Origin of the sequence: Microvirga lotononidis, from assembly GCF_034627025.1 — a bacterium.
Taxonomy (GTDB): Bacteria; Pseudomonadota; Alphaproteobacteria; order Rhizobiales; family Beijerinckiaceae; genus Microvirga; species Microvirga lotononidis.
On sequence record NZ_CP141048.1, the window covers coordinates 4677600 to 4699743 of the forward strand.

19 protein-coding genes are annotated in these 22144 nt (G+C 63.9%); 5 read left to right on the forward strand and 14 right to left on the reverse strand.

Annotated elements, in window-relative coordinates; translation table 11 throughout:
* Positions 1-191 precede the first annotated feature (191 nt).
* Positions 192-335 (forward strand): hypothetical protein, encoded by a 144-nt coding sequence (locus tag U0023_RS22030; RefSeq protein WP_009493873.1) that lies wholly within the window; start codon positions 192-194, stop codon positions 333-335.
* A 227-nt stretch (positions 336-562) separates the two neighbouring features.
* Here the strand turns inward: U0023_RS22030 and U0023_RS22035 are convergent, their stop codons facing one another.
* From U0023_RS22035 to U0023_RS22045, 3 genes are read right to left on the reverse strand one after another with little or no spacing between them, the layout of a single operon-like run.
* Positions 563-1168, reverse strand: coding sequence for a DUF308 domain-containing protein (locus U0023_RS22035; RefSeq protein ID WP_009493872.1), 606 nt, complete (start codon positions 1166-1168; stop codon positions 563-565).
* Between the two features lie 34 nt (positions 1169-1202).
* The gene (locus tag U0023_RS22040; RefSeq protein ID WP_083861510.1) at positions 1203-1502 is read right to left on the reverse strand and encodes a YXWGXW repeat-containing protein; all 300 of its coding nucleotides are present in this window, start codon (positions 1500-1502) and stop codon (positions 1203-1205) included.
* Positions 1503-1533: 31 nt separating this feature from the next.
* Entirely contained in the window at positions 1534-2103 is a 570-nt protein-coding gene (locus U0023_RS22045; RefSeq protein ID WP_009493871.1) for a DUF1269 domain-containing protein, read from the reverse strand.
* 515 nt (positions 2104-2618) lie between these two features.
* Here U0023_RS22045 and U0023_RS22050 point away from each other — a divergent pair.
* Positions 2619-3314 (forward strand): CBS domain-containing protein, encoded by a 696-nt coding sequence (locus U0023_RS22050; protein WP_009493870.1) that lies wholly within the window; start codon positions 2619-2621, stop codon positions 3312-3314.
* 67 nt (positions 3315-3381) lie between these two features.
* On the opposite strand, the gene U0023_RS22055 is transcribed toward U0023_RS22050, so the two are convergent.
* Both U0023_RS22055 and U0023_RS22060 read right to left on the reverse strand, forming a co-directional pair.
* Entirely contained in the window at positions 3382-5085 is a 1704-nt protein-coding gene (locus U0023_RS22055; RefSeq protein WP_009493868.1) for a Na/Pi cotransporter family protein, read from the reverse strand.
* A 93-nt stretch (positions 5086-5178) separates the two neighbouring features.
* Positions 5179-6936 carry an adenylate/guanylate cyclase domain-containing protein gene (locus U0023_RS22060; protein WP_009493867.1) on the reverse strand — a complete coding sequence of 586 codons (1758 nt, stop codon included), beginning with the start codon at positions 6934-6936 and terminating at the stop codon, positions 5179-5181.
* Between the two features lie 420 nt (positions 6937-7356).
* On the opposite strand from U0023_RS22060, the gene U0023_RS22065 reads away from it, so the two are divergent.
* Entirely contained in the window at positions 7357-10800 is a 3444-nt protein-coding gene (locus U0023_RS22065; RefSeq protein ID WP_009493866.1) for a PAS domain-containing protein, read from the forward strand.
* 746 nt (positions 10801-11546) lie between these two features.
* On the opposite strand, the gene U0023_RS22070 is transcribed toward U0023_RS22065, so the two are convergent.
* From U0023_RS22070 to U0023_RS22095, 6 genes are all read right to left on the reverse strand, one after another.
* Positions 11547-12824, reverse strand: coding sequence for an alpha-hydroxy acid oxidase (locus tag U0023_RS22070; protein WP_009493864.1), 1278 nt, complete (start codon positions 12822-12824; stop codon positions 11547-11549).
* Positions 12825-12920: 96 nt separating this feature from the next.
* Positions 12921-14147, reverse strand: coding sequence for an MFS transporter (locus U0023_RS22075; RefSeq protein WP_009493863.1), 1227 nt, complete (start codon positions 14145-14147; stop codon positions 12921-12923).
* 186 nt (positions 14148-14333) lie between these two features.
* Complete coding sequence (locus U0023_RS22080) at positions 14334-15842, reverse strand: tripartite tricarboxylate transporter permease (RefSeq protein ID WP_009493862.1); 1509 nt, start codon at positions 15840-15842, stop codon at positions 14334-14336.
* On the reverse strand, positions 15842-16306 hold the full coding sequence (locus tag U0023_RS22085; RefSeq protein WP_009493861.1) for a tripartite tricarboxylate transporter TctB family protein: 465 nt from the start codon (positions 16304-16306) through the stop codon (positions 15842-15844). Before U0023_RS22085 ends, U0023_RS22080 begins: the two co-directional genes overlap by 1 nt.
* A complete protein-coding gene (locus tag U0023_RS22090) occupies positions 16306-17265 on the reverse strand; it encodes a tripartite tricarboxylate transporter substrate binding protein (RefSeq protein ID WP_009493860.1) in 960 nt (319 codons plus the stop codon). Before U0023_RS22090 ends, U0023_RS22085 begins: the two co-directional genes overlap by 1 nt.
* Before the next feature lie 46 nt (positions 17266-17311).
* Positions 17312-18073, reverse strand: a complete 762-nt coding sequence (locus U0023_RS22095; RefSeq protein WP_009493859.1) for an IclR family transcriptional regulator — start codon at positions 18071-18073, stop codon at positions 17312-17314.
* Between the two features lie 247 nt (positions 18074-18320).
* Between U0023_RS22095 and U0023_RS22100 the strand changes: the two genes are divergently transcribed.
* Both U0023_RS22100 and U0023_RS22105 read left to right on the forward strand, forming a co-directional pair.
* Positions 18321-19295, forward strand: a complete 975-nt coding sequence (locus tag U0023_RS22100; protein WP_009493858.1) for a hydroxyacid dehydrogenase — start codon at positions 18321-18323, stop codon at positions 19293-19295.
* 85 nt (positions 19296-19380) lie between these two features.
* Positions 19381-20055, forward strand: coding sequence for an RraA family protein (locus tag U0023_RS22105; RefSeq protein ID WP_009493857.1), 675 nt, complete (start codon positions 19381-19383; stop codon positions 20053-20055).
* Positions 20056-20290: 235 nt separating this feature from the next.
* Here the strand turns inward: U0023_RS22105 and U0023_RS22110 are convergent, their stop codons facing one another.
* The 3 genes from U0023_RS22110 to nthA are packed head-to-tail and all read right to left on the reverse strand — an operon-like array spanning position 20291 to position 21943.
* The gene (locus tag U0023_RS22110) at positions 20291-20674 is read right to left on the reverse strand and encodes a nitrile hydratase accessory protein (protein ID WP_009493856.1); all 384 of its coding nucleotides are present in this window, start codon (positions 20672-20674) and stop codon (positions 20291-20293) included.
* Positions 20661-21320 carry a nitrile hydratase subunit beta gene (nthB, locus tag U0023_RS22115; RefSeq protein ID WP_009493855.1) on the reverse strand — a complete coding sequence of 220 codons (660 nt, stop codon included), beginning with the start codon at positions 21318-21320 and terminating at the stop codon, positions 20661-20663. Before nthB ends, U0023_RS22110 begins: the two co-directional genes overlap by 14 nt.
* A complete protein-coding gene (nthA, locus tag U0023_RS22120; protein ID WP_009493854.1) occupies positions 21317-21943 on the reverse strand; it encodes a nitrile hydratase subunit alpha in 627 nt (208 codons plus the stop codon). Before nthA ends, nthB begins: the two co-directional genes overlap by 4 nt.
* Between the last annotated feature and the right edge of the window lie 201 nt (positions 21944-22144).

The following is a 22144-nucleotide window of genomic DNA, read 5'->3' on the forward strand; positions in this document are numbered from 1 at the left end:
GTTTCTCCCTTCCTGCCGGGAAGGAGCGCACATTCGCGAAAGCCGCAGACGACAAAGGTTTTCGAGGCAAAATGCGTCCACGACCTCTTCGGAGAGACCGGGCAGTGGTATGCTCAGGTCCAGCGGCAGAACCAGAACGCCGGTAGGACCAGCTGCGAGCAGTCCTATGGCTCTGCTTAGGGAGTCCGCTGATGAGAGATACCACCTACATTCTCTTCGGTCTTGGAGCAGCCATCCTTGTGTTCCTGGCCTTCTTATTCCGCGCCATGTTCTTCGGCCTCGGTCTTCGCGCCGTCGGAGATAAATTCGCGAAGTGGATCGGTAGGCGGCCCTAAAGCATCGAACGCAAAAGTGAGAACCGGTTTAGCGTGCGGTGTTCTTCGGATTTCCATGGCCGGGTCGTGAGAGCACTTTTCGGCGACGTGGATCCGGTTCATCGCCGAACATGCGGCCAAGCCAAGAAGAGAGCTGAAACCACACAAGTTGAAACAGCTACAGGTTCCGCATTCGACGGCTCGCAGCGCCTGACCCGAATTCAGTTCTTTGCCCCAAGCTTGCCGGATTATGGCCCCCTTCCCCATTGGTACGGGAAACCCAGCCAAGCCGCACCGTGCAGGATGAGATCGATCCCCAGCACCAGACCGAACAGCCAGAGTCCCATCTTCGGGAACTCGGCCACCACGATGAGCCCCGCCACGACTCCGAACGAGCCCGACAGGATCATCATCCAGCCGCGATCCCGCCAGCGGCTCCACCCCAAAAGGACGCGCACGATCCCGGACAGGACGAGCAGCAGCCCAAGCCCGTAGGTCAGCAGCAGTTCGCCCGACCGGGCAGACCTTGCAATCCCTGAGGCCGAAATCATGCCGCCTGAACCGGCTCCGACGACGAGGACAAGGCCGACGGCCACATACAGGAGGCCAAGCAGCGTCTGCCACCCGAGGCCGCCCCAGCCGCGCATCCACACGGCATGGATGATCTCGAAGAGACCCACGACGGTGACGACGGCCCCGACGAAGGTCGTGCTGATACCTGACTCAAGCGCGGCATCGGCCAGGACCATCACCCCGCCCACGATGATGACGGCGCTCAACAGCCGGCGAATCCGCGGCATGGGCTCCCTCAGGCTGGGCGCTGCAGAATCCGGCACGGCATCGTGGACGTTCATGCTCTGCCCTCCAGCAGCGCTGCATCCCGTGCTGCTACCGGAACCGGCGGCGGCGCCAATGGCCGTCCACCCAGACCCAGCGTCCGCGGCGGGAACTCCAGACCCATCGTCCCGGCACCCAGACGAAGCCCGGGCGCGGCCGTGGCCGCCGCTCGAAGCGCGGGTGCGGCGGCGGAGGACGCCGCCGCGGAGGAGGTCCTCCCGGACGGCCTGGTCGCGGCGGACGAGGTTCTGTCCAGGACTGGGCATCCACCGCTGTCGATGCCGCGGTTCCGACGGCAGCAGCCACCGTTGCGCCGACGAACAAGCTCAGAATGGACCGTCGTGTCAGCATATCGATTTCCTTTGCAGAACGGCTTGAGCCATCATGTCGGTTGTGCAGCCATCGTGCCCACAGCCTCGACGCCCTCGCTCGGGCTCGGCGAGTGCGCGCGAGTCAGAGCGGCCTGGAGCTTCGCCTCCTGCTCGGGAGACAGCGAGGAACGGATCACATGTCCCTTGAACCCCGCCAGCTCGGCGAGAACCTTTTCCGGCTGCGACTTGCGGATCAGCAGGAACAGAGCCGAAGTCTCGGGCTTGAGAGTCTCGCCGATCGACCTGATGAAGCCGTCGTTGATGCCGTAGTCGATCATGCTCCCGGACAAGGCTCCCGAGCCGACTCCCACGGCACCGCCAATGGCGAAGCCGGCGAGCGGATTGAGGAAGAGCAGACCGATGAGACTGCCCCACAGGGCGCCCCGCAGACCGCCCGTCGTCGCGCCGAGGCTTACCAGGTTGACGCTCTGCTTGATGCGGACCGTGCCGTCCTGACTTCGGATCGCGACGACGGCATCCTCGAGTTCGATCAGGTATTCCTTTTGCAGCCGCGTCAGTTCGGTGAGAACACGATCCGCATCGGTCGGGTTATGGAAACCGACCACGACCAGCTCAGCCATCGATTGACCTCCTCTGGAAGCAGCGCGACCCGTTGCCGGTAAGCTACGCAGATGTCGGCCGCAGGCTGCGGGGCCATCATCAAACCCCGAGATCGATGGGGAGACCCTGGCGTTGCGCTCGAACGGCCGGACACTGTCTGTCCCAGGCTCCTGCTCGCGGCGCGAGAGCGGAGCCATCCCCGAGCGGGCCTCCACCGAATGTTCCGAGGCTTTCCCGATAATTTAACCGCCGCATGATGGCGGAAATCCGACTGCCCGCCTCACAGGGCGGGCCAGCATCGAGCACCGGACGGATGCCTTAGCAGCCGGTCGTTCGGCCGTACCCGAGGTTTGCGTGCGTCCGATGCGGTGTCGTTATCTGGATTACCTACGCTCCTCCTGGCGTCCTGTCGCATTGTCGTCCGACAAGGGAGCTGCGGGATGTCTTGAGCGGGAGTAGACTGGCCCGATCGGAGAGAGGGCTTGGCCCTGCCCGAGCGCGAAGGTGTCGACCTCACTCACCACGGGAGGGACGCGTGATTGTTGAAGATGTCATGACCGCACCGGTGATCAGCGTAGAGCCGTCCACCACCATCGCCGAAGCCGCGAAGCTCATGCTGGCTGATCGGATCAGCGGCCTTCCGGTCACGATGCGGGACGGCACGCTGGTCGGAATGCTCAGCGAAGGCGATCTCCTGCGCAGAGGGGAGCTCGGCACCGAACGCAAGCGACCCTCATGGCTGGAGTTCCTCATCGGTTCCGGCAAACTGGCCGATGAATACGTACGTAGCCACGGCCGCAAGGTCGAGCAGGTGATGTCGACGGATCCCGTGACGACGCGTCGGGATGCGCCGATCGAGGAGATCGTCACGGCCATGGACCGTCACCGGATCAAGCGGCTGCCGGTGATCGACAATGGCAAGGTGGTCGGGATCGTGGCCCGCTCCGACGTCCTGCGCGCGCTCGCACGGACTCTGTCGGCCGTCTCTCCCGAGGTCGTCGCCGACGACCGGATTCACAAGGCCGTGCTGGAGGAGATGGACAAGCAGAACTGGGGCGGCAGGTTCATTCGGGTTCGTGTCGAGAATGGAGTGGTCACCCTGACCGGAGCCATCCTGGACGAACGTGAGCGGGAAGCGGCCAAGGTGGCGGCCGAGAACGTGCCCGGGGTGAAGGAGGTGGTGGATCAGTTGAGGTGGTTCGAACCGTCTTCGGGAATTCTGATGGGATAGGGGTCCGTCCTCCCGCATCGCATGCCCCGATGCTGCTCAGTCCCGGAAGCCGCGATCTCGGGAGAGATCATCCTCGTTCCTGTCGCTTCCGCTCCTCACTGATTGAGAGCAGCCAGCCCGGATCGTCATCACACGTGCCGCGACCGAGGAGATGGGCCGTCGCACGCCAGGCATGATGCGCGATCCGGTCGAGCCGCCGGACGGCGTCGATCCGCGCAAAGGCCTCCGCGGCGGTCAGCTTTCCCGGCGCAACCAAGGCGAGGGTCGCGGCGCGATGGTCCCGTTGCAGGGCATCGAGTTCCCTCGCGGCGCCCTCTGCCTCGGCGAGCGCGGCGGCGACCTCGGACGAAACGTTCCAACCGATGGGAGCGGCCTTCGCGCTGAGGGCGGCTTCCGAAGTGATCGACCGGCCGACCGCCTGTGCCGCGCCAATTGCCTGTGCACACAATTCGGCGGCGCGAACGTCGTGAGGGACTCCGGTCGCCGGCCCTGGAAGCCTGCCGTCCGCCACGACCTCCGCGAGACGCGAGGCGTGGTCGAGGGCATGCAGCGTGCTCGTCATGCGGAGCCGCTCGGCCTCCGTTTCGGGCGGCTCCTTCAATTCGGACAGGAAATTCCACACCTCTTCGAGCGTGGCGACGGCGGCCTGTGCCGCGGGGCTGCCCCTGCCCGAGAGCGCAGCGGACACCGAGGCGGCAGTCACTGCGAGGACGTCCGCCACGACACGCCGGGCAGTCTCGACGGCGGTCACCGGGCTCGCGAGCACACTCGGATCGAGCGCGCGCTCAAGCGCCGTCTGCTCCGAGGGCAGAAGCCGCTCCACGATCCGGGCGAACCACCGCGTTGCCGGCAGCAGCACCGCGACGCCCACGACGTTGTACGCCGTGTGGTAGGCGGCAAGGAGCGTCATCCCGTCGACCGACGCGGCGAGGTTTCTCATCAGCGCCGCCGTGAACGGAAAGACGACGACGGCGATGAGCGCCGCGATCACCTTGAAGAGGATATAGGCGAGAGCGAGGCGCTTGGCCGTCGTGCCGGCGCCGATGGCCGCCAGCGCGGAACTCGTCGCCGTCCCGATATTCTGGCCGACGATCAGCGCTGCGCCCTGCTCCAGGCTCACCGCCCCGGCGTAGAAAGCCGAAATGGTGACGGCGATGGCGGCGGTCGAAGATTGCATGACCGCGGTCATCGCCAAGCCGACGACGATCAGGGTGACGAGACCGACCATCCCGGCGCCCCAGCCAACTCCCGGCGCACCGAGCGTCGCAGGCAGGTCGGATGGATGAAGGCTCTCCGCCAGGCCGCCCATGCCTTGCTGGAGGGTCGTCAGCCCGTACAGCACCAGCGCGAAGCCCGCGAACGCGCCCCCCGCCGCCGCAATCCGCCGGCCACCCAGCAACTTGGCCAACGCGCCAACGAAGATCATGGGCAGCGCGTAGGCCGAAAGCGACACCCGCACACCGATCAGCGCCACGAGCCAGCCCGTCCCCGTCGTGCCGACATTGGCGCCGAACACGAGGCCGAGACCCTGCGGAAAGGTCAGAAGCCCGGCGCTGACGAGGCCGATCGTCGTCATCGTCACCGCACTCGACGACTGGACGAGCAGCGTCACGACCGCGCCCCAGAAGGCTCCCGACAACGGCGTGGCCGCGGCCTTGGCGAGGACGGTGCGCAGAGAGGATCCCGCCAGCGCCTTCAGACCATCGGTCATGACGGTCATGCCAAGCAGGAACAGTCCGACGCCACCCAGAATGGCAATTGCTGTCGACATGCACGTCCAGTCCCGCCAACGCTTCGGCCTTGAAGCCCACCGGGGTCTAGCATTAGCCGAACCTAGACGTTGGCGTCACGCGCCCCCGACCCGTCAATCCAGGCCGGCTCGGGCAAGTCCCTCGATCAGGCGCGCCCGATCCTCGGCGCGGACGAAAGCCGATGTTGCTTCGACCGCGTCCTGTGAGATGTCGGGGACGAGCGCCTTGAGCCGCCCGAGCAAGTCCGTGGCGGCCTCTTGGTCGCCCAGAAATCCCGCACAGGCCGTGCCGATGATCAGCGGATGGGCGTGACCGGATCGCAAGCGATGCGCCTCCCGCGCATAACTCAATCCAAGCTCGTACTTTGCGCCCTGGAAGTAAGCCTTGGCGTAGTAGAACTGAAAGTCCCCGAGGAATGCCTCGCGCGGGCTCAGTCTGAGGGCATAGTCGATGCAGGGAATGGCGTCTGCGGCACGGCCTCCGTTGACATGCGCAAGGCCCAGCTGGCCATGTGCGAAGGCCGAATTGGGGTTGATCGCGACAGCCTGGCTGACCGCCGCCATCGCCAGGGCGTCGTCACGCGTCGCATAGGCCGTCATCGCCTGGGCCAGGTAAGCCCACGGTTCCTTGTCGTCGGCGGCGATGGCCTGTTGAACGACATCTCCGGCGAGTGCCAGGGCGTATCCCATGTCCTCCCATCCCTGGAACGCGCGCCACATCGTAATCCAGCCTTTCATTGCGAGCGCCTGGGCATAGTCGGGCGCCAGTCCGATGGCCCGATCGAGCAGCGGAAGCATCCTTCGGCTGCTCTCCTCCGACAACTGGGAGCACAGGAACACCGCCCGCACGACACATTCCCAGGCATCGAGGCTATGATGCGGCTTGCGGCTTTCGCGGGCATGCTCCGCCGCCAGGAGTTCCGGCCCGATGCGGCCGACGACGCTTGCGGTGATTTCGTCCTGAATGACGAAGATGTCGCCGAGGGCGCCGTCGTACCTTTCGGCCCAGAGATGGGCTTCGGAGGCCGTATCGATGAGCTGCGCGGTCACCCTGACGCGGTTGCCGGACTTGCGGACGCTCCCCTCGAGAACATAGCGGATGCCTAGCTCGCGCCCGATGGCGCGCACGTCCACGGGCTTTCCCTTGTAGGTGATCATCGTGTTGCGGGCGATCACGAAGAAGCCCTTGAGCTTGGACAGCGCCGTGGTGATGTCCTCGGTGAGGCCGTCGCTGAAGAACTCCTGATCCGGATCGGTGCTCATGGCATTGAACGGCAGCACGGCGATGGATGGTCGATCCGGAAGTGCGAGCCTGGGCGATGCCCTTCGTGCGGTCGCACCGTCCCAAACGGGTCGGTACAGTCGCACCGGTCGCTCCATGTTCTTGAGCGCGCGTTCACCAAGATACTCGTACTCGCAGTCGAGCTTGCCCTGGAGGTGATCGTACGCCGTGCCGGAAATGCAAATGCCGCCTGGATCCGCCAAGGCCTGGAGGCGGGCCGCGATGTTGACGCCATCGCCGTAGAGATCCCCGTCCACCTCGTGGATCACGTCACCGAGATTGACTCCGATCCGGAAGACGATGCGTCGCTCCGTCGGCGCATCGGTCTGGTTCTCGGCAACGATCTTCTGGATGGCCACCGCACATGCGACCGCATCGACGACCGAGCCGAACTCCACGAGCGCACCATCGCCCATCAGCTTGACAATACGGCCCTGATGCTCGGCCAGGAGCGGATCGATCACCTGGCGGCGCAGAGCCTTCAGGGCCGACAATGTCGCAGCCTCGTCGTGCTCGACGAGGCGGGAATAGCCGACGACGTCAGCGGCCAGGATCGCGGCCAGCCGCCGCTCCGCTCTTGCTGTCGCCATGGCTGTCTCTCCCCGGGAGATCCGCCGGATGAAGACCAAGCGATTGACGCGACATCGACGATCCGGCTGTCCGACGCCGCGACCGTGCCGGTTGATGATACCACTGAGACGGTCATGTGGCGACGCTTCACGAGAGAGGTCGCAGTCGAAAGGAAGGTCGGATCACACCTTGACTGACGGAGCAGATGTCCTGCGTGCGCCGCCGGAGGGCCCGGGACAGACTTCGTCAGGGGCGGACACGGTCTTACCGCACCAGCCCGTCCGATCATGGGCAAAGGGAGCACGCCGAAGCTGCGGCGGCGCTGCGCTGCAACGTTGTAGTGATAGACAACTCGACGAGCTGGGCTCTGCAATTTGATCTGGAACGATCTCTCTCCCAACCCTATAAACCCCGGCCTTGGCAACTTGGAGGCCGGATCCTTGTCACACCCCACGTCCAGAACACCGGAAATCTTCGTCGGCAATGGCGAGATGGCGGCGCTGATGCGGGCGAAGGACTGGACCCAAACCCCTCTCGGTCCACCGGAGCAATGGCCCGAGGCCCTGAAGGTGGCCACCCGGATCCTTCTCACCTCGCGCTTCGAGATGTGGCTCGGCTGGGGTCCGGAGATCGCCTTCCTCTACAACGATGCCTACCGCCCGACTCTCGGCCTGAAGCACCCGGATGGCATAGCCAAGCCCACACGCGAGCTCTGGGCCGAGATCTGGCCCGATGTCGAGCCCCGGCTACGCAAGGTCTACGAGCAGGGTGAGGCCACGTTCGACCGCGCCCTTCTGCTGATCCTGGAACGCCACGGCTATCCGGAAGAGACCTATCATACCTTCTCCTACAGTCCCGTGCTGGACGACGACGGCGGCGTCGGCGGTGTGTTCTGCGCCGTCTCGGAAGACACGGATCGCGTCATCAGCGAGCGCCGGCTCGGCTCCCTGCGCGTGCTGGCGAGCGGGCTCGCCGCCGCCGACAGCCGTAGGGCCGTCCTGCAAGCCGCCCAGGCGGGCCTCGCGGCCAATCCTCAGGATCTTCCCTTCAGCCTGACCTACCTGTTCGAGGACGACGGCTCGGCCCGTCTCGCCTTCACCACCGGCTTCTCCGGCACCCATGCCGCCGCGCTCCAAGCCCTGGATCGCTCCGCATCGGGCCCGTGGTCGCTCAACACGGCGGACGCCCTGGTTGACCTGTCCGGCTTTGCGGACCTGCCCATGGGGGCCTGGGGCCGTGCCCCGTCCCAGGCGGTCGTCGTACCGCTGATCGGCCAAGGCAAGGAGGCCCCCATCGGGGCCATGGTGGTCGGCCTCAACCCCTATCGTCCGTTCGATGCCGACTATCTGGGCTTCCTGAAGCTCCTCGCCGGCCAGGTGTCGTCGAGCCTCGCCAGCGCCGATGCCTATGAGGCGGAATACCGGCGGGCCGCCGCCCTGGCGGAAGCCCTGGAGATGCGCCAGCAGGCCGCCAAGGCCCTGGAGGATCTCAATGCGCGGCTCGCGTCCGAGGTGGAGCTGCGGACGGCCGAGCGCGACCGTCTTCGCGCGCTCTTCCAGCGCGCCCCGGGCTTCATGTGCGTCCTGCAAGGGCCTGACCTGGTGTTCGAGTTCATGAACGAGGCCTACCAGCAACTAGTCGGGCATCGCGATCTCACCGGCCTCCCGGTCCGGCAGGCGTTGCCGGAGATCGCGGGCCAGGGTTTCTTCGAACTCCTCGACGAGGTCTACCGGACGGGCCAGCCCTTCGTCGGCCGCAACATGCCGGCCGACATCCAGCGCGAGCCCGGCGGGCCTTTGGAAAGGCGCTTTCTCAATCTGGTCTACCAGCCGATCGTCGAGGCGGACGGGTCCGTTTCCGGCATCTTCGCCGAAGGCCACGATGTCACCCACCAGATGCGGGCCGAGAAGGCCCTGCGCCAGTTGAACGAGACGCTGGAGCAGCAGGTCAGGGAGCGCACCTTCGAGCGCGATGCCGTCTGGCGCATGAGCCAGGACCTGTTCGTGCTCTGCGGTCTCGACGGGATCTATCGCAGCCTGAATCCGGCATGGTCGGAGGTCCTCGGCTACCAGCCTGCGGAACTCGTCGGCACGCCCTTCGATGCCCTGGCCCATCCGGACGACCTTGCCGCGACGCGAGCGCAATTCGAACGGCTGACGGCAGGCCAGGTCGTCCGCGATTTCGACATGCGGATGCGGTCCAAGGACGGCTCCTACCGTTGGTACAGTTGGTACTGCGTTCCGGAAGGCGATCAGTTCTACGCCGCGGGCCGGGATGTCACCGAGCGCAAGCAGTTCGAGGAGCACCTGCGCAGCTCGCAGAAGATGGAGGCGCTGGGCCAGCTCACCGGCGGCGTCGCCCACGACTTCAACAACCTGCTCCAGGTGATCAGCGGCAACCTGCAACTACTCACAAAGGACATCGCGGGGAACGAGCGCGCCGAGGCGCGAGTACAGAACGCTCTCGCGGGCGTCACGCGCGGCTCCAAGCTGGCCTCTCAGCTCCTGGCCTTCGGTCGGCGTCAGCCGCTGGAGCCGAAGGTTGTGAATGTCGGCCGCTTCATCAAGGGCATGGACGACATGCTCCGTCGGGCGCTCGGCGAGGAGATCGAGGTGGAAACCGTCATCTCCGGCGGTCTCTGGAACACCCAGGTCGATCCGGGCCAGATCGAGAACGCGATCCTGAACCTGGCCATCAACGCCCGTGATGCGATGAACGGACAGGGCCGCCTGACCATCGAGGCGGGCAATGCCCTGCTCGACGATCGCTATGCCCGCCAGCACGACGTAACGGCCGGCCAGTACGTCATGCTGGCCGTGACCGACACCGGCAGCGGCATCCCGCCGGACGTGCTGGAACGGGTGTTCGAACCCTTCTTCAGCACCAAGCCGGAAGGCAAGGGCACAGGCCTCGGCCTGTCGATGGTGTTCGGCTTCGTCAAGCAGTCCGGCGGGCACATCAAGATCTACAGCGAGGTCGGCCAAGGCACGACGGTGAAGATCTACCTGCCGCGCGTGCACGAGCAGGAGGATGTGCTGACCGATCTTCGCGCCGCGCCAGTGCGGGGCGGGACAGAGACCGTCCTTGTGGTGGAGGACGACGACGAGGTCCGCGAGACGGCAGTCGCCCTCCTGTCGGACCTCGGCTATCGCGTGCTCAAGGCCCGCGACGCGACGAGCGCTTTGAGCATCGTCGAAAGCGGGCTGGAGATCGACCTCCTGTTCACCGACGTGGTCATGCCTGGGCCGCTGCGCAGCCCTGAGCTTGCCCGCAAGGCAAAGGCCCGCCTGCCGCACATGGCGGTGCTGTTCACCTCGGGCTACACGGAAAACGCCATCGTGCATGGGGGGCGCCTCGATCCCGGCGTGGAGCTCCTGCCGAAGCCCTATTCACGCGAAGACCTCGCCCGCAAGATCCGTCATGTTCTGGCCAACCAGCAGCAGCGCAACCGCGCCGCATCCGCGCCTGCCGCCCACGCGGAGGAGGCGGCGAAGAAGGTCGCGAACATCGCGCATTGGACGGTGCTGCTGGTCGAGGACGACGACCTCATTCGGAGCAGCACGGCCGAAATGCTCGCGGAACTCGGCCATAGAGTGCTGGAGGCCGGGGATGCGGCATCGGCCCTGACTCTGCTCGAAGCCAGTTCCATCGACCTCCTGGTCGCCGACGTCGGGCTCCCCGATCTCTCGGGAGCCGAGCTGGCACGGCGTGCCATGAGGATCAGACCGCGCCTGGGCGTCGTTTTCGCCACCGGAGATGAGGCCGTATCGGCCGAGCCGGATCTGAGAAGCGCCGTTCTTCTGGTGAAGCCTTATTCCGGGGACGACCTGGCGCAGGCCCTGGCTTCCGCCATCGCGAAATCGAAGCTGGATGCAGCAGAGTGACCTTCTGCATCCGGCCGGCAATTCTCGCCGCAGTCTCCTTCCCGGTCGTCAATCCCCTGAAATCGAACGGATCATGCGGCGGCACGTGGTCGTAGGGATGAATGGGCTGCGCCAGAAGTTTTCGCGACCGGGTCAACAGCTCCATGCAGCGCCGCATGCAATCCTGATGGGCGGCCTGCTGCAGACCGGCACTGCGGCTGGCCTCGACGCAAGCTTCGTAACAGGCGGCGAGCGCACGATCATCCATCGGGATGTCTCCGTCAGGAGATCAGTGCTTCATTTCGCAAGGCTCACATTGACCTGTGTCAAAAGGGCGAGATCCGATCACGGACCCTCCCACCGTGGCAGTCACGAGGGGTTCGGTCCGATCCAACAGGTCGCGCGACCGTCTGATCGTTTCCATCGATGCTGCCTTCATCTGCTTGTCGTAGTCGGCAGGCGTCACGGGGCGTGCGACCTTGGCCATAGGGCGCTCCTCTGCTTCGCAGGCGGGAGCGCACCTCTCTCTCAGCCACCAGTGCCTACGGGTTCGGGTCGGCTGGTGATGACACGGACATAGGGCCCTCAGGGCGGAAGTCCAAGCGAGGCCGCAGATTTGCGGCACCGGAATGTTCCGAAACCGTGGCGAACGCGAACTATAGTGGAACAGCCAGCGTCCGCTCACCGCGCCATGAGCAGACCAGAGGGTTTCTTCCGAGAAGGGCGATATTGGACCGTCCCGACTCGATGACCTTCTGACATCTCTCTTAGGTCTGATCCTCGCTCACGCCATTCAGTTTGAGCAGCCGATCTGGGCGCATTTCACCCAGCGCGCTGATCCCGAGAAGCCCCATGTTCCGGCTGATCTCCGATGAAAGGATGTTGACGGCATGACTGACGCCGGCCTCGCCTCCGATGGCCGCCGCATAAACGAACGGGCGGCCGACGAAGACGAATGAGGCGCCAAGGGCGATGGCCTTCAGTACGTCGGAACCTCGCCGGATACCGCCGTCCATCATGACGGGAATCGAAGCGCCCACCGCATCCGCGATGGCCGGCAGGACGCGCAGGGGCGACACCGTTCCATCGAGCTGCCGTCCGCCGTGGTTGGAGACGACGATACCATCGACGCCACTGTCCCGTGCAATGCAGGCATCCTCCTTGGCCATGATGCCCTTCACGACCAGGCGTCCGTTCCACCGTTCCCGGATCAGCTCGAGATGACGCCAGTTCAGGTGATCCTTCGCCCCGAAGTCTCGCATCACGCTCTTGGCCAGGATCGGCGCTCCGCGGGTCGCGTAGGAATTCTCGAAATGGGGCATGCCGTGTTTCAGCAACGTCCGGAGGAACGTGTTCAGCGTCCAGTTCGGTCGTATCATCCCATCCCAGGCCAGACGAAGGCTCGGCCGAAGAGGCGTGGAGAAGCCGCTTCGGACATTGTTCTCACGATTGGCTAGTACCGCCGTATCGACGGTCAGCACGAGTGTCTCGAACCCGGCCCGTTCCACCCGCTCCAGCAATCCGAGGATTCGGTCGGGCTCGCCCGGCAGGTAGGCCTGGAACCAGGCCGCAGGATTCGCCTTGGCGACTTCCTCCAGCCGGATGAGGGAGGACCCGCTCATCACCATGGGGATGTTCGCCCGCCTGGCCGCGCGCGCGAGGACCAGGTCGCCGCGGTAGGCGGACAGAGCACTGATTCCCATCGGGGCAATTCCGAAGGGGGCGGCGTATGTATGCCCGAGCAGCTCGACCTTCTGCGTACGCTTGGACACGTCGACGAGCACCCGCGGAACGAAACCGAATTCCCTGAAGGCCGAGCGGTTGTCGCGAAGAGAGGTGTTGGTTTCGGCAGCCCCTGAGACGTAGCCGAAAATCGGACGCGGCAGGTGGCGTTGTGCTGCAATCTCGAAATCATCGAGCGCAAGAATCCGGCGAAGGCGCCTCGGTAGAGCCGTGGGAGGCGTCCGCACGATACCCTTCACCGGCGTGGATTCCAGGTCTGTCGTGGAGCGCTCCACGCCACGCGGCGTGTCAGAAGTTCCCATGAAAGTCTTCTCTCCAATCGCTGTTGAATGAGGAACGGCACGATGCTTCGGTGACCGACCGTGGCACCGCGGGTACCAGACATTCCGATGTCGCTCTCATAGATCGAGGCTCCTCAGGATCACCTTGCGCCGAACATGGACGATCCCGCTGAAGACAAGGGTCAGGGCCGCTCCAACCGCCAATGGTCCGCGCGGCCCCGTCAGATCGGACAGCACACCGATGGCCAAGGCACCAAGGGCTGGTCCCCCACGAAAGATCATACTGTGGAGCGCGAGGAGCCTGCCCCGCAGATGATCAGGCACGGCAAGCTGGATCACGGTCTGATTGGCAATTCCGCTCACGACCATGCCGAAGCCCAGGATGAACAGGGCGAGAAGCCCCAACCACTTGTGATGTGCGAGGGCGGCAACGAGCAGTGCCGCACCCATCAACACTCCGTTGGACAATGCCATCGTCGCCATGGCCCTCGGATCGGCTTGTCGGCTGAGCCAAGTCGCACCGACCAGCGACCCGAGGCCAAGCACGGACGTCATCAGGGCGAACCCTGTCGCGTCGGACCCGAACATGGCTGCATAGCTTGGCAGGAGTTCGAGAATGGGCCGGACGCACAGCGAGACGACCGTCAGCATCAGGAGCATGACACCCAGCCCGGTATGCGCAACCGCGTAGCGCCACCCTTCGACAACGGAAGTCAGCAGGCTGCGGCTGGTCGATGGAGATTGGTCAGGGCTAACGAGGCGAATACGGGCGAGCGTCCATGAAAAGACCGCGAACGTTCCGAAGTTGATCACGAACGCCAGGGTGAGGCTGCCCTTCGCGATGACGAGTCCCGCGATGGCGGGGCCAATGAAACGGGCGATATTGAACACGATAGAATTGACCGCAACGGCGCTGATCAGATTCTCGCGTGCAACGAGCCCAGGAAGGAGCGCCATGCGGAACGGCTGGTTGAACGCCGTGACGACTCCGGCAATCAGCGCCAGCAACAGGATCAGCCACGGCGACAGCAGGCCAAGGGCGCTGAAGATTGTGAGCAGACCCGCATGAACCATGAGCAGGGCCTGGCTGATCCTCGTGACCCGGAGCCGATCGGATCGGTCCGCCAGGGCGCCGGCCAAGGGCGTGACAACGACCATTGGAAACAAATCGGCAAAGGCAACGGCACCAAGCCATGCTCCGGAGCCCGTCAGCTCCCAAATGAGCCAGCCGAGTGCGACGCGCTGCACCCATGTACCGATGAGCGAGACAACATTTCCGATGGTGAAGTTGAGATAGTTGGCCTCGGACAACGCCGCGCGGACGCCATGCCATCCGTTTCGCATCGTTTTAGTCGCCCCATTGCGGAGACCTCAAAGGCACACGGTACGCGGAATGCTTTCACACGAGCCGGGACGGACCATAGGTCCAATCCTCTGATGTCGAACGAAAGGCCCGGCAAGGCTGCAGATCCAACCGCGGAATGCCTTGCCGGGACCAAGTCTCAAACCAAACACCGACGTCTGAGTGTTTTAGGCTTCCTCTTCAACGAAGGCATCCTCACGGGTTTTGCGGATCGCCGGCACCAGGAGCAGGATGAACAGGGCCAAGGACGCAAGGAGGAGGACCAAGCTGATCGGCCGCTCGATGAAGACGGTCGGACTTCCCTGCGAGATGAGCATCGCACGCCGCAGATTCGTCTCCAGCAGAGGGCCGAGAACGAAACCGAGCAAGAGCGGGCCGGGCTCGCATTTCGCTTTGCGGAAAAGATATCCTAAGAAACCGAAGCCGACCGCGAGAGCGACATCGAAAGCCCGGTTGCTAACGCTGTAGACGCCGACGCAACAGAACAGCAGGATCGCCGGATAGAGAAGGCGGTACGGCACCGTCAGGAGTTTGACCCACAGCCCGATCAACGGAAGATTGATGACCAGGAGCATGAGGTTGCCGATCCACATGCTGGCAATCAGACCCCAGAAGAGATCCGGTTGGTTGTGCATGACGGACGGTCCAGGCGTAATGCCATGAATCGTCATGGCGCCCAGCAGCATCGCCATGACCGCATTCGAGGGAATTCCGAGGGTCAGCAACGGAATGAATGACGATTGGGCTCCTGCGTTGTTGGCCGCCTCCGGACCTGCCACGCCCTGGATAGCGCCTCTGCCGAACTCCTGCGGCCGGCGGGACACCTTCTTCTCCAGAGTGTAGGCACTGAACGCGCTGAGCGTAGCTCCACCGCCGGGAAGGATACCGAGAAACGTTCCGAGACCTGTTCCACGAAGAACCGCAGGCCACGCCTTGCGGAAGTCTTCGCGGGTTGGCCAGAGGCGCGTGATCTTGGTTGCGATCAGGCCACGGGTTTCCGGGCTTTCAAGGTTGGTGATGATCTCGGCGATGCCGAAGAGACCGACGGCGATGACGACGAACTCGATGCCGTCGAAGAGTTCCACTGCGCCGAAGGTGAGGCGCTCCGACCCGCTGTTCACGTCCGTGCCGACCCAGCCGAGAAGAAGGCCGATGCCGATCATGCCGATGGCCTTGATTACCGAGCCGCTGGCGAGGATCGTGGCGCAGAGCAATCCGAAGACCGTGAGCGAAAAGTATTCGGCCGGGCCGAAGTCGAGTGCGAAGCTCGCGAGGGTTGGTCCTGCAACCGCCAGCCCGATCGTCGACACGGTGCCAGCGAAGAAAGATCCCAGTGCCGCGATGGCCAAGGCCGCTCCGGCGCGGCCCTGCTTGGCCATCTGGTAGCCATCCAGTGCCGTCACCACCGACGATGCCTCACCTGGCAGGTTCACCAGGATCGCGGTCGTCGATCCTCCATACTGCGCGCCATAGAAGATTCCCGCGAGCATGATAAGCGCCGCCAGCGGTGGCAGAAAGAACGTGATCGGCAGGAGAATCGCCAGGGTTGCGGTCGGGCCGATCCCTGGCAACACGCCAATGAGGGTGCCCAACAGGGCACCAATGAGACAGAACAAAAGATTGGTGGGGGTGGCAGCCGTGCTGAAGCCAAGAATAAGCGAATCGAGAAATTCCATCAGAAAGGCCCCAACTGCATCTGGACGCCCAGTCCAAGGATGAAAACGAGGATGCCAAAAATCGTCAGCACCACGATGGAGGCGGCGACCTCACGAAGTCGCGTTTCCGGATCGGCCAGGCTGCCGACACCGATGAGCCAAGCGACCGCGATGATGAAGCCTAAGGATCCCGCTGCATAAGCAAAGCCCGCGATCGCGAGGAGAATGATCAGGAGCGGACGCAGCCTAACGACCTCCAGAGGCTCGTTGGAGCGCAGAAGTCCCATGATTGTCACTCCGAGGCCGATCAGGACGATCAGACCCGAGACGATCAGCGGAAGGTAACCCGGACCCATCATGGCAGCACTTCCCATCCGTAGGTCGCGCCCGCCCCAAAGGCCGAGCGCTCCCACAACGATGAAAATCAGACCAGCAAGAAGGTCAGGATGGTTACCGGTCCGCCCAATTTTCGAGCGGCTGGTCATTATTGTACCCAGGGTGTCTTGTTCCAGATGTCCTGGAACGATTGCAGGCGCTTTGGCATCTGCTGTTCCCACTCCTCACCTGACAGATAGGCGAGCGGAAGAGCAAGCTTCTTGGCTTCCGCTTTGAACTCGGGATTGTCGACGACCTTCTTCACCGCCTCCGAGAACTTGGCGCGGATATCGGCGGGCACGTCACGGCGCGAGGCCAGACCACGCTCCGAGCTCATGAACACCTCGATGCCCTGCTCTTGGGCTGTCGGGACATCCGGTGCCTCGGGAGACCGCTTGTCGCCGAACGTCACCAGAGGACGAATGGTGGTCAGGTCTCCGCCGGCAAACTCGCTGACGTTCAGGCCGCCTGTTGTGATGTGTCCGCCGAGAAGGGCCGTACGGGTCTCGCCGGCTCCGGGAAACGGCACGTGGGTCAGGGTCACGCCGGCCGCCTGCTCCAGCAGGATCATGGCGAGGTGATCATCGGTGCCGACGCCGGAGGTGCCGACCGACACCGACCCTGGTTTTGCCTTGGCCTGGGCGATGAGATCCTTGACCGATTTGATCGGGGAGTCGCTTTTCACGACGTAAGCCGTCGGATCGTCGACGATGCGGGCCACGGCCTGGATGCTCTTCGGGTCGTACCGCAGCTTGCGCTGCACCTGCATCGACAGATAGCCAGGCGTGTTGATGAACGAGAAGGTGTAGCCGTCCGGCTTGGCCTGGGAGAGATAGGTGTAGGCAATCTCTCCCGAGGCGCCGGGCTTGTTGACGATTACGGTCTTCGCACCGAGTTCCTTCTCCAGGAAAGGCTGCATCGCACGAGCCATGACGTCGGTGCTTCCGCCTGGCGCGAACGCCACGACGATCTCGATCGGACGGTCCTTTGGCCACTCGGCATAAGCGGCTGTCGCGGTGGCGCTTATGGCGAGAGCACCAATACAAAGTGTTTTAAGCGTCTTCAGCACAGTTTCCTCTCCTTATGATGATCACTGGTGGTCGGCTTTATCCGCCTCAGGCGCGGGTGGATGCGCGGGGCCTGAGAGGCGAATTGTGGTCCTCGGTCTTTCCGCCGAGCTGTCGCGTGAGTTCGTTCGCGATGAATCGCAGCGGCTCCAGATGGCGGGCTATGGCCTCGGCGTCGAACCGGCTCTTCGGGCCGGTCACGGCGAGAACCCCAGCGAGCTGTTGACCTATCCTGAACACGGGATACGCGACGCTACCGACCTGCGGATCGCGTTCACCGCATGTTGCGTAATAATGGTCGTGACGGATCCGATCGTAGAATTCACCGGGTTCACCACCGAAGGCGAGAATCACGCGTCCTGGCGCACCACGATCGAGTGGAAGCAGATCGCCCGTTCGGGCGTGATGCCCAATCGATTGCGGTGAATCCACGCGGAACAGGCAGAGGCGCTTGTCGCCCTCACGAACATAGAACGCGGCACTTTCCCCCGTCTCATGAGCGAGCCGGCGCAGTGCCGGTTGGACGTAATCCTCGATCCGGAAGCTGGCTTGGTACAGGGTTCCCAGGCGGGCCAGCTTCGGCCCGAGGCGGAAGCTCGCGTCCTCGTTGCGGACGAGATAACCGGACCGGGCGAGTGACTTGGTGAAACGCAGGACTGTCGGCTTCGACAAGCCAACGCGGCGCGCAAGCTCCGCCAAGCTGAGAGACCGGTCATCGGCCGTGAAGGCGTCGAGAACGGCCAGGGCCCGCTCGACAGCGATCACCCCGCCTTCTTCCCGCGCTTCGACGTCCAGGGCCTGCCTCAGCATAATCGTTTCACTCTGCGTAACGACATTTCTTACTATGAAATACTTCGGAAATGTGCTTCTGTCAAAGCACACCGTCAAGCAAGAAAATTTCGTGAGACGGCATCCTTTAGTCGATCAGCTTGTCAGGGACCGGATCCCACGTCGCAGGACGGGCGGGAGGCAGGCCCTGAAACGGGAGAGGAAAGTGCTGGGAAGTCAGCCAAAGGAAGAAGCGTCAGATTCGCAGCCAACATACCGAGGCCGGGCCGTGCTCGTCACAGGCGCAACCCTCGCCGGAGAGGCCGTCGCCAATTTGGCGGCGCACGGCTTAGAGGCCCATTACTGCAAGCCCTATGCGTCGGCAGAGGACATCGCGCAGCTCGCGTCGGACCTCCAGATCGAGGGATTGATCGTCCGGCAAGGGCAGATCGATGAGAACGTCATCTCGGCCTCGCCCCGCCTGAAGGTCATCGCGAAGCACGGCACGGGCGTGAACAACATTGATCTTGAGGCCGCCGCTCGGCTCGGCATTCCGGTTCTTCGAGCGCTTGGTGCGAATGCGCGGTCGGTGGCCGAGCACGCCATTGCCCTGTCGATCGCCTTGCTCAAGGACCTCATGCCGCTGGACCGCGCTGTCAAGAGTGGCGAGTGGCCCAAGGCCAGCTACGTCGGACGTGACATTGCCGGCACCAAGCTGGGACTGGTGGGCTTCGGCGCCATTGGACAGGAGGTCGCTACGCTGGCACGTGGGCTCGGGATGCCCGTCACGGTCTTTGATCCGTATACGAGCGAACTTCCGCAGGACGTCAGCCGAGAAACCGATCTTGATACGCTTCTGGCGACGTCGGATATCGTCAGCCTGCACTGCCCTCTGACGAAGGAAACCCATCACCTCATCGATGCGGAACGTCTCGCACGAATGAAGCCGACATCCTTCGTTGTGAATACGGCACGCGGAGGCATCATCGACGAGGCGGCACTGGTGGAGGCGTTGCGGAACGGCATCATCGCGGGAGCTGGCCTCGACAGCTTCGCAGAGGAGCCGCCGCCGAAGGGCAGCGCGCTCTGGTCACTGCCGAACATCATCGTGACCCCGCATACGGGCGGAGCGGCGAAAGGCGCCATGCGGGCCATGGCGGAAACAGCCGCACGCCACGTCATCAGCGTGTTGGATGGCGACGGACCCGACATCAGAAGCGTTGCGAACCCGGCATTCCAGACCGCGCCCCCCGCTGCGCGCTGACCGATCCGATACGACGCGGCTCGGTCACGCCGATCCCTGCGTCACGTCCGGACCCATTCAATATCGTGAAAAGGAAACACCCAAAGTGACAATTGGATTCAGAGTTCTACCCCGCCAGCGGAAGGTCGATGCGGACGTTGTCCAACAGTTTCGGGAATTGCCCGTCGCCAACGTAAGCGATGTCATGTCGCGCATGACCGCTGGTGGCTCTCGGCTCCGTCCGCTGCATGCCGGCGGCATTCTCGCAGGCCCTGCGCTGACCGTGAAGACCCGCCCTGGCGACAATCTCATAGTCCATAAGGCTCTCCAGATCGCGGCGCCGGGTGACGTCATCGTCGTCGATGCCGGAGGCGACCTGACCAACGCCATCATCGGTGAGCTCATGCTCGCCCATGCCGAGAAGATCGGTCTCGCGGGAATCGTGATCAACGGCGCGGTGCGCGACTATGGCTACATCCGCTCCCACCATTTTCCCGTTTTCGCAGCGGGGGTGACGCATCGTGGTCCCTACAAGGACGGCCCGGGCGAGATCAACGTGCCGATCGCCATCGACGGAATGGTCGTTGAACCCGGCGACCTGATGATCGGGGACGACGATGGCCTGCTCTGCGTCCCCTTCGGCGACACAGCGACGATCTACGCCGATGCCAAGGCAAAGCAGGCGGCCGAAGCCAAGACCATGGCAGCGACCCAGGAGGGCAATGTTTCGAGACCATGGGTCGACGAAGCCCTGAAGCGCCTTGGATGTGAAGGCGTCTAGAACTGGTTCCACTGGCGTGGAATCATCTCTCTTCTTTGCGGAGCCGCATTTTTTGACGGCGAACGGGATCAACTTCGCCGAAAAATGCTCGACGGTTCCGATGTCCGAACGACCGGCTGCAGCAGCCGGTCGTTTTTCATGTGTCGACACTCCTTAGGAGTGAGCACATCCCTCACAGGTTGAAATCATCCCACGATGCAAAAGCGGCACTGCCCTGCGCGGTCTGGCTCACCAACTATCGGAGTGGATCGTTCGCGAGCAGGATCGGCTGACCATGCGGTGTGGCATGTGCCGCGCGATCCCACGCATTTCGCCGTTCCGCCAGAGCCTGCTCGCTCGCAATACCCTTGTCCCTGACCAACCGTTCGATTGCAGTGAGCCAGTGCTGATAGTAGGTCGAGCCATCATCACAGTCGCCAGACGCTTGAGCCTGTTTGATGACCGCCGAGAGCGCCGCAGCCCACTCCGTCCAGGCAAACAGCCCCTGCTCGTACAGAGCCAGCGTCATGGCGAAGGCCTGAGCCTCCCACGGCTCGCGGAAAACGGGCGCACCATCGTCCCCGCGAGGGATCGGCGCAACCTGCGCGGCCACACGGACGATGTCTTCATGCCGGCTCAAGGTAGCTCTCCCAGGCATCGATCGAGACAGTGATGGTTGGATCCGCCTGCTCTCCCCAGAGCTCTCGGCCCGAGAAGCAGATCGTGTAGAGCCATTGTGGCTGCTCACCTTGTCCATCAGCGTTCGCGTCCGGAAAGACGTGGGCGCCGTGCACCAGCTCGACAACGCCCGTCTTACCGCGAGCGTAGCGCGGCAGGCGGGTGTGGCCTTGGGGATGCATATTGCGGGTGCGGACCCGGCCGCCAACCGCAAAGCGCGCCGGCTGCTCGATTGAACGCTCGGCCGGACCACCGCGGGCCAGCACGGCCGGCACGTCCTCAGCCTTCACTACGCGCTTGATGGGCGCTGGCTCTGCAAGAGACTGGCCGCTGGTCAGCTCCTCCCTCGAGACGAGCCCCGCCGCAACGACCAGCTTTTCGACACCCTTGGTCCAGATCTCATAATAGCTCGAGGTGAGGTACTCACCGGGCGGCAAGGACTCGCGGGCGTGCCGGCTCATGTCGATGTTCCAGCTGCCGGTCGCTCCCATGGCCAGGGTCAGACCGAAGGCCCGTCGCTCCCACTCGGCATGGAACCAGGGCTCGTCGTGCTCAATGGAGATCGGGCCGAAGCCCATCATGCCGCCAAGGTCCTGAGCGCCGTTCATCGCATCGCCTCCGGTTGCCGGGCGAGACCCGTGCCAATCATGGAATCGCGGGTGACGAGTTCGGCCAATTGCTCCTCGCCCATTCCCTCTGTCCCCTCGGGGCGCATCGGGATCACGAGGTACCTGACTTCGGCGGTCGAGTCCCAGACCCGGATGCGGGTGGTCTCCGGCAGGTGCACACCGAACTCGGCCAGAACCCCACGAGGGTCGAGCACAGCCCGGGAGCGGTAAGGAGCGGACTTGTACCAGACTGGGGGAAGGCCGAGCACAGGCCACGGGTAGCAGGAGCACAGGGTGCAGACGACCATGTTGTGCTCATCCGGAGTGTTCTCGACGGCCACCATGTGCTCCCCCTGGCGGCCAATGAAGCCGAGAGAGGCAATGGCGGCCGTCGCGTCCGTCCGGAGCCAGTCCCGATAGGCTGGATCGGACCAGGCCTTAGCGACCACCTTGGCCCCGTTGCGGGGACCCACCTTGACCTCGTAGGTCTCGACCAGCGCATCGATGGCGGCCGGATCGACATAACCTTTCTCGACCAGAATGGACTCGAGTGCGCGTACCCGCAGCTCGATCTCGGAGAGGTGGCTGTGATCGTCATGATCGTAGTGATGGTCATGCCCCATGCGTCCGCCCTCGCCTCTTTGAATGAGTCGGGGATATGCTAGACCTGTAATGGGGGTGAAGCCAGCCATAGGCGTTCGGATCGGCCTCAGACGATCGGACGTCGAGCAGTTGCAGAGATCGTCTGGCGCCTGGGAGACAACGGCTCAATGGGCGGGTTCGGGTAACCCTTTGATTTTATTGGGCAACACGCTATGGCTTGC

What these genes read in the sequence shown, in the direction of transcription:
- U0023_RS22030 (WP_009493873.1), top strand. Translation starts at nt 192, where the DNA reads ATGAGAGATACCACCTACATTCTCTTCGGTCTTGGAGCAGCCATCCTT.
- U0023_RS22035 (WP_009493872.1), bottom strand. Translation starts at nt 1,168, where the DNA reads ATGAACGTCCACGATGCCGTGCCGGATTCTGCAGCGCCCAGCCTGAGG.
- U0023_RS22040 (WP_083861510.1), bottom strand. Translation starts at nt 1,502, where the DNA reads ATGCTGACACGACGGTCCATTCTGAGCTTGTTCGTCGGCGCAACGGTG.
- U0023_RS22045 (WP_009493871.1), bottom strand. Translation starts at nt 2,103, where the DNA reads ATGGCTGAGCTGGTCGTGGTCGGTTTCCATAACCCGACCGATGCGGAT.
- U0023_RS22055 (WP_009493868.1), bottom strand. Translation starts at nt 5,085, where the DNA reads ATGTCGACAGCAATTGCCATTCTGGGTGGCGTCGGACTGTTCCTGCTT.
- U0023_RS22060 (WP_009493867.1), bottom strand. Translation starts at nt 6,936, where the DNA reads ATGGCGACAGCAAGAGCGGAGCGGCGGCTGGCCGCGATCCTGGCCGCT.
- U0023_RS22070 (WP_009493864.1), bottom strand. Translation starts at nt 12,824, where the DNA reads ATGGGAACTTCTGACACGCCGCGTGGCGTGGAGCGCTCCACGACAGAC.
- U0023_RS22075 (WP_009493863.1), bottom strand. Translation starts at nt 14,147, where the DNA reads ATGCGAAACGGATGGCATGGCGTCCGCGCGGCGTTGTCCGAGGCCAAC.
- U0023_RS22080 (WP_009493862.1), bottom strand. Translation starts at nt 15,842, where the DNA reads ATGGAATTTCTCGATTCGCTTATTCTTGGCTTCAGCACGGCTGCCACC.
- U0023_RS22085 (WP_009493861.1), bottom strand. Translation starts at nt 16,306, where the DNA reads ATGACCAGCCGCTCGAAAATTGGGCGGACCGGTAACCATCCTGACCTT.
- U0023_RS22095 (WP_009493859.1), bottom strand. Translation starts at nt 18,073, where the DNA reads ATGCTGAGGCAGGCCCTGGACGTCGAAGCGCGGGAAGAAGGCGGGGTG.
- nthB (WP_009493855.1), bottom strand. Translation starts at nt 21,320, where the DNA reads ATGAACGGCGCTCAGGACCTTGGCGGCATGATGGGCTTCGGCCCGATC.
- nthA (WP_009493854.1), bottom strand. Translation starts at nt 21,943, where the DNA reads ATGGGGCATGACCATCACTACGATCATGACGATCACAGCCACCTCTCC.